This window comes from Klenkia marina (genome assembly GCF_900101025.1).
GTDB lineage: Bacteria > Actinomycetota > Actinomycetes > Mycobacteriales > Geodermatophilaceae > Klenkia > Klenkia marina.
The window spans coordinates 106,219-123,160 of record NZ_FMUH01000008.1 but is presented as its reverse complement, the minus strand read 5'-3'; the positions used below and the strand labels follow the sequence as shown (position 1 = coordinate 123,160).

15 protein-coding genes are annotated in these 16,942 nt (G+C 72.5%); 10 read left to right on the top strand and 5 right to left on the bottom strand.

What is annotated here, in order from left to right:
- The first annotated feature begins 43 nt into the window (after window positions 1-43).
- From BLP29_RS19630 to BLP29_RS19615, 4 genes are all read left to right on the top strand, one after another.
- Window positions 44-1,381 (top strand): extracellular solute-binding protein, encoded by a 1,338-nt coding sequence (locus BLP29_RS19630; protein ID WP_207798617.1) that lies wholly within the window; start codon window positions 44-46, stop codon window positions 1,379-1,381.
- A gap of 73 nt (window positions 1,382-1,454) precedes the next feature.
- The gene (locus tag BLP29_RS19625; RefSeq protein ID WP_092807736.1) at window positions 1,455-2,420 is read left to right on the top strand and encodes a carbohydrate ABC transporter permease; all 966 of its coding nucleotides are present in this window, start codon (window positions 1,455-1,457) and stop codon (window positions 2,418-2,420) included.
- Window positions 2,420-3,253, top strand: a complete 834-nt coding sequence (locus BLP29_RS19620) for a carbohydrate ABC transporter permease (protein ID WP_092807734.1) — start codon at window positions 2,420-2,422, stop codon at window positions 3,251-3,253. Before BLP29_RS19625 ends, BLP29_RS19620 begins: the two co-directional genes overlap by 1 nt.
- Before the next feature lie 40 nt (window positions 3,254-3,293).
- Entirely contained in the window at window positions 3,294-4,568 is a 1,275-nt protein-coding gene (locus BLP29_RS19615; protein WP_092807732.1) for an ABC transporter ATP-binding protein, read from the top strand.
- Between the two features lie 67 nt (window positions 4,569-4,635).
- On the opposite strand, the gene BLP29_RS19610 is transcribed toward BLP29_RS19615, so the two are convergent.
- A complete protein-coding gene (locus BLP29_RS19610; protein WP_092807730.1) occupies window positions 4,636-5,616 on the bottom strand; it encodes a carbohydrate kinase family protein in 981 nt (326 codons plus the stop codon).
- Between the two features lie 121 nt (window positions 5,617-5,737).
- On the opposite strand from BLP29_RS19610, the gene BLP29_RS19605 reads away from it, so the two are divergent.
- Window positions 5,738-6,580 carry a PspA/IM30 family protein gene (locus BLP29_RS19605; RefSeq protein ID WP_092807728.1) on the top strand — a complete coding sequence of 281 codons (843 nt, stop codon included), beginning with the start codon at window positions 5,738-5,740 and terminating at the stop codon, window positions 6,578-6,580.
- A 70-nt stretch (window positions 6,581-6,650) separates the two neighbouring features.
- Here BLP29_RS19605 and BLP29_RS19600 read toward each other — a convergent pair whose 3' ends face one another.
- Complete coding sequence (locus BLP29_RS19600; protein ID WP_092807726.1) at window positions 6,651-7,502, bottom strand: DNA-formamidopyrimidine glycosylase family protein; 852 nt, start codon at window positions 7,500-7,502, stop codon at window positions 6,651-6,653.
- A 96-nt stretch (window positions 7,503-7,598) separates the two neighbouring features.
- On the opposite strand from BLP29_RS19600, the gene BLP29_RS19595 reads away from it, so the two are divergent.
- The gene (locus BLP29_RS19595) at window positions 7,599-8,159 is read left to right on the top strand and encodes an antibiotic biosynthesis monooxygenase (RefSeq protein WP_092807724.1); all 561 of its coding nucleotides are present in this window, start codon (window positions 7,599-7,601) and stop codon (window positions 8,157-8,159) included.
- 15 nt (window positions 8,160-8,174) lie between these two features.
- Here BLP29_RS19595 and BLP29_RS19590 read toward each other — a convergent pair whose 3' ends face one another.
- Window positions 8,175-12,809, bottom strand: coding sequence for an ATP-dependent helicase (locus BLP29_RS19590; protein WP_092807722.1), 4,635 nt, complete (start codon window positions 12,807-12,809; stop codon window positions 8,175-8,177).
- A gap of 77 nt (window positions 12,810-12,886) precedes the next feature.
- Here BLP29_RS19590 and BLP29_RS19585 point away from each other — a divergent pair, with 77 nt between their 5' ends.
- The gene (locus tag BLP29_RS19585; protein WP_092807720.1) at window positions 12,887-14,032 is read left to right on the top strand and encodes an acyl-CoA dehydrogenase family protein; all 1,146 of its coding nucleotides are present in this window, start codon (window positions 12,887-12,889) and stop codon (window positions 14,030-14,032) included.
- Window positions 14,033-14,035: 3 nt separating this feature from the next.
- Here the strand turns inward: BLP29_RS19585 and BLP29_RS20805 are convergent, their stop codons facing one another.
- The gene (locus BLP29_RS20805) at window positions 14,036-14,140 is read right to left on the bottom strand and encodes an LPXTG cell wall anchor domain-containing protein (RefSeq protein WP_133379310.1); all 105 of its coding nucleotides are present in this window, start codon (window positions 14,138-14,140) and stop codon (window positions 14,036-14,038) included.
- A 33-nt stretch (window positions 14,141-14,173) separates the two neighbouring features.
- On the opposite strand from BLP29_RS20805, the gene BLP29_RS19580 reads away from it, so the two are divergent.
- On the top strand, window positions 14,174-14,368 hold the full coding sequence (locus BLP29_RS19580) for a DUF3046 domain-containing protein (RefSeq protein ID WP_092807718.1): 195 nt from the start codon (window positions 14,174-14,176) through the stop codon (window positions 14,366-14,368).
- A 21-nt stretch (window positions 14,369-14,389) separates the two neighbouring features.
- Here the strand turns inward: BLP29_RS19580 and BLP29_RS19575 are convergent, their stop codons facing one another.
- The gene (locus BLP29_RS19575; protein ID WP_092807716.1) at window positions 14,390-15,247 is read right to left on the bottom strand and encodes an NmrA family NAD(P)-binding protein; all 858 of its coding nucleotides are present in this window, start codon (window positions 15,245-15,247) and stop codon (window positions 14,390-14,392) included.
- Between the two features lie 66 nt (window positions 15,248-15,313).
- Here BLP29_RS19575 and BLP29_RS19570 point away from each other — a divergent pair, with 66 nt between their 5' ends.
- Together BLP29_RS19570 and recA are read left to right on the top strand one after the other, a co-directional pair.
- On the top strand, window positions 15,314-15,724 hold the full coding sequence (locus tag BLP29_RS19570) for a winged helix-turn-helix transcriptional regulator (RefSeq protein WP_092807714.1): 411 nt from the start codon (window positions 15,314-15,316) through the stop codon (window positions 15,722-15,724).
- 182 nt (window positions 15,725-15,906) lie between these two features.
- Complete coding sequence (recA, locus tag BLP29_RS19565) at window positions 15,907-16,941, top strand: recombinase RecA (RefSeq protein ID WP_092807712.1); 1,035 nt, start codon at window positions 15,907-15,909, stop codon at window positions 16,939-16,941.
- Window position 16,942: the final 1 nt, after the last annotated feature.

The window sequence follows — 16,942 nt, the reverse complement described above, 5'->3', positions numbered from 1 at the left end:
CGTCCGCGGCTCTGCCGCCCGAGTCCACCGGAGGCGGCGCACGGTGCCTTCCACGGAGTTCCCCCCACGACGAGCGCGCACCGGCCGGTCGCGGGGGCTGCGGGCCCTCGGCGCCGGCGCCGCCGCCGTCGTCCTCGCCTCGGGCCTGGCGGCCTGCGGCAGCGACGACGGCGGCGTACCGGTGCTGAACTGGTACATCAACCCCGACTCCGGGGGGCAGGCCGAGATCGCCTCCCGGTGCACCGACGCCGCCGAGGGCCGCTACACGATCAGCACCTCGGTGCTGCCGCGCGAGGCGTCGGCGCAGCGCGAGCAGCTGGTCCGCCGGCTGGCGGCCAACGACGCCTCCATCGACATCATGAGCCTGGACCCGCCCTTCATCCCGGAGTTCGCCCAGGCCGGGTTCCTGGCGCCGGTGCCCGACGACGTCGCGCAGCGGGTGACCGAGGACGTCGTGGACAGCGCCATCGCGGGCTCCACGTGGGACGACGAGCTGGTCACCGTGCCGTTCTGGGCCAACACGCAGCTGCTCTGGTACCGCACCTCGGTGGCCGAGGCGGCCGGGCTGGACATGTCGCAGCCGGTCACCTGGGACCAGATCGTGCAGGCGGCGCAGGACCAGGACGTGCTCATCGGCGTGCAGGGCATCCGGGCCGAGGCGCTGACCGTCTGGTTCAACGCGCTGATCGAGAGCGCCGGCGGGTCGATCATCGCGGAGAACTCGACCGACCCCGAGGAGATCCAGCTGGGGCTCACCAGCGAGGCCGGCGTCCGCGCCGCCGAGGTCATGCGCGACATCTCCAACTCCGGTCAGGTCGGGCCGGCGCTGTCCACCGCGAACGAGGACTCCACCGCCACGGGCTTCGAGAGCGACCAGGGCGGCTTCATGGTCAACTACCCGTTCGTCTACCCCCGGGGGCTCGCGGCCGTGGAGGCCGGGACCCTGGACCAGGCCACCGTCGACGACTACGCCGCCACCGTCTACCCGCGGGTCGACGCCGACACCGAGGCGGCTCCGCCCTACGGCGGGATCAACCTGGGCGTGGGTGCGTTCAGCGAGCACCCGGAGCTGGCCTACGAGGCCACGGAGTGCATCACGAGCACCGAGAACCAGGCCTACTACTTCACCAGCAACGGCAACCCGGCCTCGGACTCCACGGTGTACGAGGACCCCGAGGTGCTCGAGGCGTTCCCCCAGGCCCCGGTGATCCTGGAGTCCCTCGAGCTGGCGGCCCCGCGGCCGCAGACGCCGTACTACAGCGAGGTCTCCGGCGGGCTCCAGCGTGAGTACCACCCCACGGCCTCCATCGACCCCGAGCAGACGCCGCAGGACGCGACCGAGCTCATCGAGGCAGTCCTGCGGAAGGAGCAGTTGCTGTGACCGAGCGTGCGAGGGAACCCATGAGCACAGCAGCTCCGCGAACGCGGCCGACGAGCGCCAGCGAGGAGGTCTCGTGAGCACGACGACGCTCCCGCCGGCGGGGAAGAGGACCGAGCCCGTCTCGGCACCCGACCGGCACACCAGCGACCGGGCGAAGTCCGAGCGCAAGCTCGGGTGGCTGCTGGCCGGACCGGCGCTGGCGGTCATGCTGCTGGTCACGGCCTACCCGATCGCCCAGGCCTTCTACGACTCGTTGTTCGACTACCGGTTGACCGACCCGGAGAACCGCTCGTTCACCGGGTTGAGCAACTACCTGGTCATCCTCACCGACTCGCTGTGGTGGACCGCCGTCGGCGTCACCGCGCTCATCACGGTGGTCACCGTGGCCGTCGAGCTGGTGCTCGGCTTCGCGCTGGCGCTGGTGATGAACAAGGCGCTGCAGGCGATCCGGCCGGTCCTGCGGGCCGCGATCCTGATCCCCTACGCGGTCATCACGGTGGTGTCGGCGTTCGCGTGGCAGTTCGCGTTCGACATCAACACGGGGTTCGTGAACAGCTGGTTCGCCTGGCTGCCCGGGGTGGACACGACCACCGACTGGTTCGGTGACTTCGGCACGTCGCTGTTCGTCATCTGCCTGGCGGAGATCTGGAAGACCACGCCGTTCATCTCGCTGCTCCTGCTGGCCGGCCTGGCCCAGGTGCCCGAGGTGCTGCAGGAGGCCGCCAAGGTCGACGGCGCCACCTGGTGGCAGCGGATGCGGCGGGTGACGCTGCCGAACATGAAGGCCGCGATCATGGTCGCGCTGCTGTTCCGCACGCTCGACGCGTTCCGGGTCTTCGACTCGATCTTCATCATGACCGCCGGCGCCAACGGCACGGAGTCGGTCTCGTTCCTGGCTTACCGGCAGACCATCTCGCGGCTGGAGATCGGCCTGGGCTCAGCGGTGTCGGTGCTGCTGTTCCTGTTCGTCGTGCTGATCGCCTTCCTGTTCATCAAGGGCTTCAAGGTCGACCTGGCCCAGGCTCGAGGGGAGCGCTGATGTCCACCAAGGAGAAGACCGGCTGGATCATCGGCGGGGTCCTGATCGCGCTGTACTGCCTGGCCCCGATCGCGTGGATCATCTCGCTGTCGTTCAAGGCGCCGGCCGACCTGGCCAACGCCCAGTTCCTGCCGACCACGCCCTCGACCGAGAACTACGCGACGATCTTCACCGGCACGGGCTCGGACCTGTTCCTGCCGGCGCTGCGCAACTCGTTCGGCATCTGCCTCATCGCGACGTTCATCAGCTGCGTGCTGTCGATGTTCGCCGCGTACGCGATCGCCCGGCTGGACTTCCCCGGCAAGAAGTTCATCCTGGGCACCGCGCTCGCGGTGGCCATCTTCCCGGTGATCTCGATCGTGACGCCGCTGTTCAACCTGTGGCGCAACATCGGGCTCTACGACACCTGGCCCGGGTTGATCATCCCGTACCTGTCGCTGACCCTGCCGCTGTCGATCTGGACGATGTCGGCGTTCTTCCGCGAGATCCCGTGGGAGATGGAGCAGGCGGCCCAGGTCGACGGGGCCACCACCTGGCAGGCCTTCCGCAAGGTCATCGTGCCGCTGGCCGCACCCGGGGTGTTCACCACGGCGATCATCGCCTTCTTCATCGCCTGGAACGACTTCGTCTACGGCATCTCGCTGACCTCCACGTCGGCGTCCCGCCCGGTGCCGGCGGCCCTGGGTCTGTTCTCGGGCGCCTCGCAGTTCGAGGACCCCACGGGCGCGATCGCCGCGGCCGCCGTCATCGTCACCATCCCCGTCGTCGTGCTGGTGCTGATCTTCCAGCGCCGCATCGTCGCCGGGCTCACCAACGGGGCCGTCAAGGGCTGACCCGCCCCCAGCCCACTCCGAACCGGAAGAGGAGACACCGATGGCCTCCATCGAGATGAAGAACATCGTCAAGAAGTACGGCGACGGGTTCCCCGCGGTGAACGACGTCAGCCTGGACATCGCCGACGGCGAGTTCATGATCCTGGTCGGTCCCTCGGGCTGCGGGAAGTCGACCCTGCTGCGGATGATCGTGGGCCTGGAGGACATCACCTCCGGCGACATGGTCATCGGCGGCACCCGGGTCAACGACAAGGCGCCCCGGGACCGCAACCTGTCGATGGTCTTCCAGAACTACGCGCTCTACCCGCACATGAGCGTGTACGAGAACATCGCCTTCCCGCTGCGGTTGGCCAAGACCTCCGACGCCGAGGTCGACAAGCTGGTGAAGGAGGCCGCCGACGTCCTCGAGCTGCACGAGCACCTCGAGCGCAAGCCGGCCAACCTCTCGGGTGGTCAGCGTCAGCGCGTGGCCATGGGCCGGGCGATCGTGCGCCAGGCCGAGGCGTTCCTGTTCGACGAGCCGCTGTCCAACCTCGACGCCAAGCTGCGTGGTCAGATGCGCACCGAGATCGCCCGGTTGCAGCGCCGGCTGGGCATCACCACGGTCTACGTCACCCACGACCAGACCGAGGCCATGACCCTGGGAGACCGGGTCTGCGTGCTGCGCAAGGGCTCGATCCAGCAGGTCGCGTCCCCGCGCGAGCTCTACGAGCAGCCGGTCAACCTGTTCGTGGCCGGCTTCATCGGCTCGCCGCCGATGAACTTCCTGCCGGCCACCGTCCAGGGCTCGACCCTGGAGACGCCCTTCGGGTCCATCGAGCTGGACGAGAAGCGGGCGGCCGCCGTCGCCGGTCACGACCTGCTGCTGGTCGGCATCCGGCCGGAGTACTTCGAGGACGCCTCGCTGGTCGACGAGGCCAAGAAGCACGTGGGGACGACGTTCACCGCGAAGGTCGACGTCACGGAGTGGCTGGGCGACCAGCAGTACGCCTACATCCCCTACGAGGCGCCCGAGGCCATCCGCACGCAGCTGCGCGACCTGTCCCGCGAGCTCGACGCCGAGGAGCTGCGCACCCAGGCCATCGTCTCGATCGACTCGACCAGCCGGATCCGTGAGGGCCGGGAGGCCGAGTTCTGGCTGGACACCCGCAAGGTGCACGTGTTCGACCCGGAGTCGGGCATCAACCTGACCCGCGACGCCGAGGCCGGGGCCGAGCTGACCCGGATGGCCACCGAGGACCGCGAGGAGCAGGTCGCCGGTGCCGCCGGCGGGCTCACCGGCGGCACCCCGGGCTCGGGCAGCACGGCCGCCTGACCGAGACGCACAGGGGCCCCGCACCGTCCGGTGCGGGGCCCCTGCGTGTGCGCGCGGTGCGCGGGGGTCAGCGGCGGGCGGCGTCGAGCTCGGCGCGGGTGGGCGGGTCGGCGCCCACCCGGGTGCAGCAGAGCGCGGCCACCAGCGAGGCGTCGGCGGCGATGCGGTCGAGCACCTCGTCGTCCAGGTCGTCGAGGGCCGGCCGGGTCGTGACGCCGGCCTCCAGCAGCCCGGTGAGGAATCCGGCGGCCAGGGAGTCACCTGCACCGACGGTGTCGGCCACGGTGACCGTCGGCGGGGTGTGCGTGCGCAGCGGGCGGCCGGGCCGGGCGATGCGCAGCGGGGACCCGCCGTCGGTGAGCAGCAGGACGCCGGGACCGCGATCGGCCCACCGCTGGGCGGCCTCGTCGAGGTCGGTGGTGCCCGGCTCGAGCCAGGCGAGGTCCTCGGCGCTCACCTTGACGACGTCGGCGACGGCCAGCAGCCGGTCCAGCCGCGTGCGCACCTCGGCGGCGGTGTTGCCGAACCCCTCGGCCAGCGCGGCGCGGATGTTGGGGTCGACGCTGACCAGCGCCGTCCCGTCGCGGTGCAGCCGCTCGGCCAGGCCGGCGATCGCGTCGCACCCGGGTGCGGTCCAGGACGAGATGGAGCCGACGTGCAGTGCCCGGCTGCCCGTCGGCCAGGCGGCGGCGACCTCGTCGTCGGTCCACTGCCAGTCGGCCGCGCCGAGCACGTGGAAGCCGTAGTCGGCCGAGCCGTCGGGGGCCAGGCCGACGACGGCGAGGCTGACCGGGTCACGGCTGTCGACCGAGCCCGAGAGGTCGACCCCGGACAGCTCGGCGTGCCGCCGCAGGTTGGCCGCCAGCGGGCCGGTGCCGAACCGGGCGAGCAGGTGCACCGGGTGGCCCAGGCGCCCGGCCGCCACCGCCACGTTCAGGGCGTTGCCGCCCGGCCGGGCGACGAAGCGGGGGGCCGTGCCCTCGGGCCCGGCACCGGCGGCGTGGTCGGGGATGAGGTCGACGACCAGCTCGCCCAGGACGGTCAGCATGGCCCGGAGACTAGCGCCGGGGGAGTCGCGGTGGCCCGCGCCCGGGGGCGCCTGGGAGCATGGGCGGTGACGACGTGCACAGCGGCCCCTCCCCGGGGCGTGCACCCGACCAGGAGGAAGCATGCCCAACCCGTTCGTGAAGCTCTGGAAGTACCTGACGGCCTCGGCCAACGCGCAGATCGACGAGCGGGCCGACCCGAAGATCCAGATCCAGCAGGCGATCGAGGGCGAGCAGCAGCGGCACCAGTCGCTGGCCAACCAGGCCGCTGCGGTGCTGGGCAACCAGCGTCAGCTGGAGATGCGGCTCAACCGCCAGCTCGGCGAGGTCGAGCAGCTGCAGTCCTCCGCCCAGCAGGCCTTGGCGCTGGCCGACCAGACCCGGGCCAGCGACCCGGGGAAGGCCGCGGAGTACGAGCAGGCCGCGCAGGCGTTCGCCACGCAGCTGGTGAGCGCCGAGCAGTCGATGGAGGACCTCAAGCGCAGCCACGACGAGGCGCTGCAGGCCGCCGAGCAGGCCAAGGGTGCGGTCGAGCAGAGCCGCATGCGGCTGCAGACCATCCTGGCCGAGCGCACGAAGCTGCTCTCGCAGCTCGAGCAGGCCAAGATGCAGGAGCAGGTGTCGGCGTCGCTGCGGTCGGTCAACGAGCTGTCCGCGCCCGGCAACACCCCCAACCTGGGCGAGGTGCGCGACAAGATCGAGCGCCGCTACGCCAACGCCCTCGGCCAGGCCGAGCTGGCGCAGAACTCCGTCGAGGGCCGCATGGCCGAGGTGCAGAAGGCCACCCTCGACGTGGCCGGCGCCTCCCGTCTGGCCCAGATCCGGGCCGGCATGTCCGGTGGCTCGGCCGGCCAGCAGGCCGTCACCGGTGGCACCCAGCCCGCGGGGGCCATCGGTCAGGGCGCACCCCAGGTGCAGCCGGTGCAGCAGCACGTCGAGGAGCACGTGGAGCGCCCTCAGCAGTGACGAACTGGAACGGCCCCGTCGCAGGGGCCCGGGGCGCGCGGAGCGGGTCCTGGGGGGCGACGGGGTCCTTCTAGTAGCGGGCGCGGCGGGGCTCGGTGCCGGGCAGACCGGTGCGGGCGCGGGGGTCGACCGGCGCCGGCCGTTCCTGGCAGGTCGGGCACCACCAGGTCACGCGCTCCTGCAGGTCCGGACCCTGGTCGCCCAGCACGATCGGGGTGCGGCAGCGCCGGCAGGGACGCCCCTTCCGTCCAGCCACCCAGTGGTCCTGACCCCTGCGGGTGTCGCCGGTGGTGCTCTGCTCGGGACGGTCGCGATTGGCCAGCATCAGCGTGCGGGCCCGCTCGACCAGGCCGGGCAGGTCCGGAACGTCGGCCACCCGCGCCCAGGGGTTGACCCCGCAGAGGAACAGCGACTCGACCTTGTAGAGGTTGCCGGGCCCGGCCAGGTTGCGCTGGTCGAGGATGGCGACGCCGATCTGCTCGTCGGGGTGCGTGCGCAGCCGCCGCACGGCCTCGTCGAGGTCCCAGTCGGGCCCGAGGACGTCGGGGCCCAGGTGCCCGACGAGCTGGTCCTCCTGGTCGGTCGGCACGATCGCCATGTCGTGCAGCCGGTAGCCCACGCACTCCCACTGCCGTGTGGCGAGGACGGCCCGGATGCTGTGCCCGGGCCCGCCCCGCCAGCGGCTGCCCGGCCGGTAGATGTGCCAGCTGCCGTCCATCCGGTAGTGGGTGCGCAGCGTGCGGCCGTCGTCGAGCCGGAGCAGCATGTGCTTGCCCCGCGGGAGGACCTCGAGCACCGTGGCGCCGGTGAGGTCGACCGCGGCCAGTTGCGGCACCCGGAGCTCGCCGCGGGTGAGGGTCGCGCCGCGCAGGGCGGTGTCCATGCGCTTGGCCGCCAGCCAGACGGTGTCGCCTTCGGGCACATGACCATCCTCCCTGGTGGGGAGCGGGGTCGCCGGACGGTGTGAGGCCTGTGACATCAGGAAGACATCCGGATGTCTCAGTGCTGAGATATTTCCGTGAGCACCAGGACGACGTCGACGACCGCGCAGCAGCCGGTCACGGTGACCGCTGCCCGGGTGGTGCGCCCCGACCGCCGGGAGGCCTTCGAGCAGTGGGCCCGCGAGGTGCAGGCCCTGGCCGCGACGTTCCCCGGCCACCTCGGCTCCTCCACGCTGCGCCCGGGCGAGGGCAGCGACGAGTACCACCTGGTCTACCGCTTCGCCGACGCCGACTCGTTGGCTGCGTGGGAGCGGTCGCCCGAGCGCGCCCGGATGGTCGACCGGCTCGGTGACCTGGTGGAGGACGAGCGCTTCGCCCGGGTCGAGGGCCTGGAGGGGTTCTTCGGCCGCACCAGCCCCGCCGCACCGGTGTGGCGGTTGGTGCTGCTCACCGTGCTCGGGGTGTTCCTGCTGACCAGCTCGTTCCACCTGGTCGTCGACCCCGTGGTGCAGGACTGGCCGTGGCCGGCCCGTTTGCTGCTGTCGGCCGTCGTCGTCGTGAACGGTCTGCGGTTCGTGGTCATGCCCGCGCTGACCCGGGTCTTCGCCCGCTGGCTGCGGCCCGCGCCCCGCAGCTGACCGCCGACGGCCGGCTCAACCGCGCAGCCGCAGCCCCCGCGGGGTGGCGCTGAAGCCGGCGGCCTGGAGGGCCGCGGACAAGGGTGTCGACTCGTGGACCGATGCCCCGTCGGCCTTCTGCACGGTCATCCGCCCCAGCGCGCCCGCGGCCACCGCGCCGGCGAGGGCCGTGGCGGCCTCCTTCAGGGCGGTCTCGTCCTCGGTCCAGGACAGCAGGGTCTTGCCGCCGCGCTCGACGTAGAGCACCAGCTCGCCGTCGACCAGCACGACGAGGGCGCCGGCCTTGCGGCCGGCCCGGTGACCGCTCGCCCCGCGCTTGCGGGTCGCGGTGGTCGAAGGCCCCTCCCCGAGGTCGACCGCTTCGCTCTCGGGCTCGCCCTCACCGCCGCCCCCGGGGCGATCGGGCCAGGGCAGGGCAGCCCCGTACACGTTGGCCGGGTCGGTGGCGGCCAGCACGACGGCGGGGGTGGGGGTGCGGTCGGGGCTGGCGAAGCTGCGCAGCCGGTCGATGGAACCGGGGGTGCCGAACTGGGCGGCCCCCAGGGTCTCGACGAAGTAGCCGCGCCGAGCCCGGCCGTTCTCCTCGTAGGCCCGCAGGATCGGGTAGACCGCGGAGAACCCGCCGAACACCTGCTCGGCCATGACCGCGCCGCGGGTGAGCACGCCGTGGCGCTCGAGCAGCGCCTCGGTGCGGGCGTTGTTGCGCTTGGTCGAGTTGGTCTCCAGGTCGGGCAGCCGGGACCAGCGGCCGGCCACCATCGGGGGACCGGTGCGGGTGGGCATGGCCGGTCGGCCGACGCGGGTGCGGCCGTAGCGGGTGCGGTCGAGCCGGGCCCGTGGCGCCGGGGCCGCCTTCTTGTGCGCCCCCCCGCCGGCCAGCCGGGCGCGCAGCGGGGCGAGGGTGTCGTTGGTGAGGGCGCCGGCCCACACCAGGTCCCAGACCACCTCGGCGAACGCCTGGTCGTCGGTGGCCCCGACCCGGTCGGACAGTCCGCGGAAGAACAGCGCCTGGCCGCCGGCCAGCTCGTCGATCACCTGCTGGGCCACCCCGCCCTCGTCGCGGGCCCCCAGCGGCGGCTCGGGCAGGAGCAGCTCGGCCAGGTCGGCCGGCACGAGCGTGATCCAGCCGTCGCCGCCGGCCAGTCCGCCGGCTCCGGCCCACAGCACCTCGCCGGCGCTGGTCAGCTCGTCGAGCATGCCGGGCTGGTAGCCCTGCACCCGCGAGGGGAGCACGAGCGTCTCCAGGGCCGAGGCCGGCACCAGCGCGCCGGCGAGCTGCTCGACGACCGACAGCACGCCGTCGACCCCGCGCGTGCGACTGCCCACCGACTGCCACGACGGGGTGTAGCGGGCCAGCGTGGTGGTGGGGACCGGCTCGACCTCCTGCCGCAGCTTGGCCAGCGACCGGCGCCGGATCGAGCGCAGCACGTCGGCGTCGCACCACTCCTGGCCCACACCGCCGGGACGGAACTCGCCGGTGACGACGCGGCCGGTGCCCACCAGCCGGGCGATGGTGGTGGTGACCACGGCGACGCCCAGCCCGAGACGGTCGGCCACCTCGCTGGGCACGAAGGGGCCGTGCGTGCGTGCGTAGCGGCCGACCAGGTCACCCAGCGGGTCGGCGACCGGCTCGGTGAACGCCTCGGGGACCCCGACCGGCAGTGCCGTGCCCAGGGCGTCGCGGAACCGGCCGGCGTCCTCGATCGCGATGTAGCGGTCCTGGCCGGCGATGCGCACCTGCAGCACGCGGCGGGAGGCGACGAGCTCGTCGAGCCAGGCCTGGGGCACCCCGCGGGCGGCCGCCTCGGACGCGGTCAGGTCGCCGACCACGCGCAGCAGGTCGGCGCCGGCGTCGACGTCGCGGGGGTGCCGGTCGGCGGGCAGCCGCTGCAGCTCGGCCTCGATCTCGCCCAGGGCGTCGCCGTCGAGCAGCTCCCGCAGCTCGGAGCGGCCCAGCAGCTCGGCGAGCAGCCCGGTGTCCAGCGCGAGCGCCTGGGCGCGGCGCTCTGCCAGCGGTGCGTCGCCCTCGTAGATGAACTGGCCGACGTAGCCGAAGAGCAGGGACTGGGCGAACGGCGACGCGGTCTGGGTCTGCACGTCGGCCACGCGCACCCGGCGGGCACGGATGTCGCTCATCAGCTCGACCAGCCCGGGCACGTCGTAGACGTCCTGCAGGACCTCCCGGACCGCCTCGAGCGTGATCGGGAAGCCGGAGAACTCGCTGGCGACGCTCAGCAGCTGGGCCGCCCGCTGCCGCTGCTGCCACAGGGGCGTGCGTCGCCGCGGGTCGCGGCGGGGGAGCAGCAGGGCGCGGGCCGCGCACTCGCGGAACCGGCTGGCGAACAGCGCGGAGTTGCCGACCTCGGCGGTGACCTCGCGTTCGACGTCGTCGGGGTCGAGGATCGCGAGGTCGGCCTCGGGGGGTTCGCCGGTGGTGTCGGGCAACCGCAGGACGATGCCGTCGTCGGCGTGCATGGAGGCGACGTCGACGCCGTAGCGCTCGCGCAGCCGGGCCGCCAGCACCAGGGCCCACGGTGCGTTGACCTGCGCGCCGAAGGGGGAGTGCACGACCAGGCGCCAGTCACCCAGCTCGTCGCGGAAGCGCTCGACGAGCAGGGTGCGGTCGTCGGGCAGGTGGCCGGTGGCCGCCTTCTGCTCGGTCAGGTAGGCCTGCAGGTTGGCCGCGCCCCACTCGTCGAGCCCGGCGGCGCGAGCCCGTTCGAGCCCGGCCGCCGGGGTGGCACCGCCGACCTCGCGCAGGAAAGCGCCGAGGGCCCGGCCGAGCTCGAGCGGGCGGCCGAGGGTGTCGCCGTGCCAGAACGGCATCTTCCCCGGCTGCCCGGGTGCGGGGGTGACCAGCACGCGGTCGTGGGTGATCTCCTCGATGCGCCACGACGAGGAACCGAGCAGGAAGACGTCGCCCACCCGCGACTCGTAGACCATCTCCTCGTCGAGCTCGCCCACCCGCCGCCCACCGGTCTCGCCACCGCCGGAGACGATGAAGACGCCGAACAGGCCGCGGTCGGGGATGGTGCCGCCGCTGGTGACGGCCAGCCGTTGTGCACCGTTGCGGGCGGTGAGGGTGTCGGTGACCCGGTCCCAGGTGAGCCGGGGCCGCAGCTCGGCGAACGCGTCGGAGGGGTAGCGCCCGGCCAGCATGTCGAGCACCGCGTGCAGTGCGGAGTCCGGCAGGGAGGCGAAGGCCGCCGACCGGCGCAGCACCCCGGCGACCTCGTCGACGGTCTTCGGCTCCTCGGCGACGATGGCCACGATCTGCTGGGCGAGCACGTCGAGGGGGTTGCGCAGGTACCGGATGGACTCGATCTGCCCGGCCTTCATCCGCTCGGCCACGACGGCGGACTGCACCAGGTCACCGCGGAACTTGGGGAACAGCACGCCCCGGCTGACCGCGCCCACCTGGTGCCCGGCCCGCCCCACCCGCTGCAGCCCGGCGGCCACGTTGGGCGGCGACTCGACCTGCACGACGAGGTCGACCGCGCCCATGTCGATGCCCAGCTCGAGCGAGGAGGTGGCGACCACGGCCGGCAACTGCCCGGACTTCAGGGCCTCCTCCACGACCGCCCGCTGCTCGCGGGACACCGACCCGTGGTGCGCGCTGGCCACCGGTTTCGCGTCGGGCGGGAGACCCCCGCCGCCCCCGGACTGCGCCATGAGCTGGGCCGCGTCGGCCCCGGCCGGCACGGTCTCACCGGTCGCCCGCTCGTAGGCCAGCTCGTTCAGCCGGCTGGTGAGCCGTTCGGCCAGCCGGCGCGAGTTGGCGAACACAATGGTGGAGCGGTGCGCCTCGATGAGGTCGAGCACCCGTTCCTCGACCGCGGGCCAGATCGAGCTGCGCGGTTGCGAGCCCGAGGCCGATCCCTCGAGCTCACCGGTGGGCTGCCCCAGCTGGCTCATGTCCTCGACCGGGACGACGACGGAGAGGTCCCACTGCTTCTCCGACGGCGGCGCCACCACCTGCACGGGCCGGCCGCCGGCCAGGAAGGTGGACACCTCCTCGATCGGGCGGACGGTGGCCGACAGCCCGATGCGTTGGGCGGGCTTGTCCAGCAGCATGTCGAGCCGGTCGAGGGAGACCGCGAGGTGCGCCCCGCGCTTGCTGCCGCACACCGCGTGCACCTCGTCGAGGATCACCGTCTCGACCCCGCGCAGCGCCTCGCGTGCCTGGCTGGTGAGCAGCAGGAACAGCGACTCGGGGGTGGTGATGAGGATGTCGGTGGGTCGGCGGGCGAAGGCCCGGCGCTCGTCGGCCGGGGTGTCACCGGAGCGGATGCCCACGCTGATCTCGGGCCGGGGCAGCCCCAGGCGCGCGGCGGCCTGCCCGATGCCGGTCAGCGGGGCGCGCAGGTTGCGCTCGACGTCGACGGCCAGCGCCTTGAGCGGGGACACGTAGAGCACCCGGCAGGCGCGCTTCTCGTCGACGGGGGGCGTGCTGGCCAACCGGTCGAGGGACCAGAGGAAGGCCGCCAGCGTCTTGCCCGACCCGGTGGGGGCCACCACCAGTGCGTGCTCGCCGCTGCTGATCGCCGTCCAGGCGCCCTCCTGGGCCGCGGTGGGTGCGTCGAAGGCGCCGGTGAACCAGGCCCGGGTGGGCTCGGTGAACCGGTCGATCGCGGACGGGGCGGTGGGCACGGCACGAGTGTCCCCAGGGGGTACGACATTCACGCACGGGACTGGAAACAGTCAGCACTGTCTGCCAGAGTCGGCGCATGCGTCCCCACCTGTACGAGGCCGACCACGACGACTTCCGCGCCAGCGTGCGCACGTTCGTGGAGAAGGAGATCGTGCCCTTCCACGCCCAGTGGGAGAAGGACTCCATCGTGCCCCGGGACGTCTGGACCGCCGGGGGCGCGCAGGGCTTCCTCGGCATCGACCAGGACGAGCAGTTCGGCGGCGGGGGAGTCCGCGACTTCCGCTACCAGGCCGTGCTCTCGGAGGAGATGACCCGGGTCGGGGCCAGCGGCGTCGGCTTCACGCTGCACAACGACGTCGTCAGCCCGTACCTGCGCGACCTGGCGACCGAGGAGCAGAAGCAGCGCTGGGTGCCCGGGTTCTGCTCCGGCGAGCTGATCACCGCCATCGCCATGACCGAGCCGGGCACGGGCAGCGACCTGCAGGGCATCACCACCACCGCCCGCCGCGACGGCGAGGACTGGGTGCTCAACGGGTCGAAGACGTTCATCACCAACGGCATCAACGCCGACCTGGTGATCGTGGTCGCCCGCACGAACCCCGACGTCCCGGCGTCCAAGGGCACCAGCCTGCTGGTCGTCGAGCGCGGGATGCCCGGCTTCGAGCGCGGTCGCAACCTGGAGAAGGTCGGGCTGAAGGCCCAGGACACCGCCGAGCTGTTCTTCACCGACGTCCGGGTGCCGGCGGGGAACGTGCTCGGGACGCTCGACCGCGGCTTCCTGCACCTCATGGAGAACCTGCCGCAGGAGCGGCTGTCCATCGCCGTCGGTGCGGTCGCCGCCGTCGAGACCGTGCTGGCCCAGACCGTGGAGTACGTGACCGAGCGCACCGCCTTCGGTCGACCCGTGGGCAGCTTCCAGAACAGCCGGTTCGTCCTCGCCGAGCTGCAGACCGAGGCGACCATCGCCCGGGTGTTCGTCGACGAGTGCATCCGCCAGCTCGACGCCGGCACGCTCACCGCGGTCGACGCCGCCCAGGCCAAGTGGTGGTGCTCGGACCTGCAGAACCGGGCAGCCGACAAGTGCCTGCAGCTGCACGGCGGCTACGGCTACATGGACGAGTACCCGGTGTCCAAGGCCTGGCGCGATGCCCGAGTGCAGTCCATCTACGGCGGCACGAACGAGATCATGAAGGAGATCATCGGCCGCTCGATGGGCCTGTGACCATCAGCGCCGGCGGCGCCACATGATGAACAGCGAGACGGCCATGAGGCAGGCGATGGCGATCTGGCCGACGGTGTCCCAGGTCGCCGAGCCGGTGCTGGGGATCATGCGGTCACCGTAGCCGCGGGTACCGTCGGCGGGGTGCGACTGCAGGAGTTCTGGGGCCAGCTGCGCGACCAGTTCGGCGACGTCCGGGGTGAGGCGATCGCCCGCGACCACGTGTTCTCCGCGTTCGACGGCCGCACCGCGGTCGGGGCGATCGAGAACGGGGTGCCGGTGCGGACGGTCTGGCTCGCCATCTGCGAGGAGTTCGACGTCCCGGCGCAGGCCCGCTGACCTGCACCGGGACGCCGCCGCTCAGCGGCCGAGCACCAGGGCGACGTGCTCGGCCAGGGTGCGGGTCGGCCGACCGGTGAGGGCCGAGATGCCGCCCTGCCCGGCGTCGAGCTCGCCGGCGGCGATGTTGCCGTCGAGCGCGACGACGAACCCGGCGGTGCCCTCGTCGAGCCCGGCCCCGAGCAGCACGGCGCGGTGTTCGTCGGCGGAGAGGTCGGCACAGACCACCTCGGTGCCGGTCTGCCGGCCCACCTCGGCGGCCAGGTCGGCGAGCACGAAGGGCTGGTCCCCACCGAGCTCGTGCACGCCGGGCGAGGCCTGCTCGTCGGTGAGGACGGCGACGGCCGCCGCGGCGAAGTCGGCGCGCGAGGCCGGGAACGCCCGGCCGGCGCCGGAGCTGCCGGCGAGCTGCCCGGTGGCGGCCGCCTGCTGCACCTGGGTGTCGTAGTTCTCCCAGTACCAGTTGTTGCGCAGGACGACGGCCGGGATGCCGGCCGCGGCGATGGCCCGCTCGGTGGCGGCGTGCTCGGGGGCGAGCACCAGCGTGGTGGCGTCGGCCTTGGGGGCCGAGGTGTAGACCAGCAGGCCCACGCCGGCGGCCACGGCCGCCTCGACGACGTTGGTGTGCTGGGCGACCCGCTGGCCGACCTCGCTGCCCGACACCAGCAGGAGGCGGTCCACCCCGGTGAGGGCGGCGCGCAGGCCAGTCGGGTCCGTGTAGTCCGCGACCGCCACCTGGACACCGCGGGCCGCGAGGTCGGCGGCCCTGGCCTCGTCGCGCACGAGTGCGGTGACCTCGGCGGCGGGGACGCCGGCGTCCAGCAGGCCGGTGACGACGAGCCGGCCGAGCTGCCCGGTGGCTCCGGTGACGGCGATCATGAGCTTCCTCCTCGATAGGCACTAACCATTCGTTAGTACTGTGACGCAGAACGTACACTGCTCGGCATGGAGCGCACGCAGGGGTCGGCCGAGACCGGCGAGGTCGACCCCGCCGAGGCGTTCGCGGCTGACGTCTTCTCCCGGGCCTGCACGTCCCGCGGCGCGCTCGAGCACGTGACGGGCAAGTGGTCGCTGCTCGCCCTCACGGCACTGCTGGATGCCCCGCACCGCTTCGGCGAGCTGCGTCGGCGCGTCGACGGCGTGAGCGAGAAGATGCTGTCGCAGAGCCTGCAGGGGCTCGAGCGCGACGGGTGGGTGCACCGCGAGGTCCGGTCGTCGATCCCGCCGCACGTCGAGTACCGGTTGACGCCGGCCGGCGCCGAGCTCGCGCCGCGGCTGCTCGCCCTGGTGACGTTCGTCGAGGACCACATGCCCGAGGTGCACCGCGCCCGCGAGGACCACGACTCTCGCAGCTGAGCGCGACACGCCGATCGGCGGGCGTGTCGCTGGCTTCGAACACGTGTTCGTCCTACCGTGTTGTCCACAGACATCGTGCGGATCCACAGTTCTGCCCGGTCGGCCGATTTTGTCGGACCCCCGGCCTAGCGTCGGACCCGACCCGCAGACAGCGACTCGCAGCGACTCAGAAGGTGGACACCATGGCAACCCTGGACCGCGACAAGGCCCTCGACATGGCCCTGGCCCAGATCGACAAGCAGTTCGGCAAGGGCTCGGTCATGCGGCTGGGCGACTCGCCCGAGGTGGCCATGAAGGTCATCCCGACGGGCTCGATCGCCCTCGACATCGCCCTGGGCGTCGGCGGCCTGCCGCGCGGCCGGGTCGTCGAGGTGTACGGCCCCGAGGCGTCGGGCAAGACGACGGTCGCCCTGCACGCGGTGGCCAACGCCCAGGCCTCCGGCGGCATCGTGGCCTTCATCGACGCCGAGCACGCGCTCGACCCCGAGTACGCCCGCGCCATCGGTGTCGACACCGACGCACTGCTCATCAGCCAGCCCGACACCGGTGAGCAGGCCCTCGAGATCGCCGACATGCTGATCCGCTCCGGCGCCCTCGACCTCATCGTCATCGACTCCGTCGCCGCCCTGGTGCCCCGCGCCGAGATCGAGGGCGAGATGGGTGACAGCCACGTCGGTCTGCAGGCCCGCCTCATGAGCCAGGCGCTGCGCAAGATCACCGGCGCGCTGAGCAACTCCAACACCACCGCGATCTTCATCAACCAGCTGCGCGAGAAGGTCGGCGTGGTCTACGGCTCGCCCGAGGTCACCACCGGTGGTCGTGCGCTGAAGTTCTACTCCTCGGTCCGTCTCGACGTCCGCCGCATCGAGACCCTCAAGCAGGGCACCGACGCGGTCGGCAGCCGGGTGCGGGTCAAGGTCGTCAAGAACAAGGTCGCCTCCCCGTTCAAGCAGGCCGAACTCGACCTGATCTGGGGTACCGGTTTCAGCCGTGAGGGCGGGCTCATCGACATCGGCGTCGAGCAGGGTTTCGTCCGCAAGTCCGGCGCTTGGTACACCTACGAGGGCGACCAGCTGGGCCAGGGCAAGGAGAACGCCCGCGGGTTCCTGCGCGACAACCCCGACCTCGCCGACGAGATCGAGAAGAAGATCAAGGAGAAGCTCGGCATCGGGCCCCGGCTCGACGCGCCCGTCGACGCCGTGCCCGCCGACTTCTGAG

Coding starts and splice junctions, on each gene's coding strand:
- BLP29_RS19620 (WP_092807734.1), top strand. CDS start 2,420: ATGTCCACCAAGGAGAAGACCGGCTGGATCATCGGCGGGGTCCTGATC.
- BLP29_RS19615 (WP_092807732.1), top strand. CDS start 3,294: ATGGCCTCCATCGAGATGAAGAACATCGTCAAGAAGTACGGCGACGGG.
- BLP29_RS19610 (WP_092807730.1), bottom strand. CDS start 5,616: ATGCTGACCGTCCTGGGCGAGCTGGTCGTCGACCTCATCCCCGACCAC.
- BLP29_RS19605 (WP_092807728.1), top strand. CDS start 5,738: ATGCCCAACCCGTTCGTGAAGCTCTGGAAGTACCTGACGGCCTCGGCC.
- BLP29_RS19585 (WP_092807720.1), top strand. CDS start 12,887: ATGCGTCCCCACCTGTACGAGGCCGACCACGACGACTTCCGCGCCAGC.
- BLP29_RS20805 (WP_133379310.1), bottom strand. CDS start 14,140: ATGATCCCCAGCACCGGCTCGGCGACCTGGGACACCGTCGGCCAGATC.
- BLP29_RS19575 (WP_092807716.1), bottom strand. CDS start 15,247: ATGATCGCCGTCACCGGAGCCACCGGGCAGCTCGGCCGGCTCGTCGTC.
- BLP29_RS19570 (WP_092807714.1), top strand. CDS start 15,314: ATGGAGCGCACGCAGGGGTCGGCCGAGACCGGCGAGGTCGACCCCGCC.
- recA (WP_092807712.1), top strand. CDS start 15,907: ATGGCAACCCTGGACCGCGACAAGGCCCTCGACATGGCCCTGGCCCAG.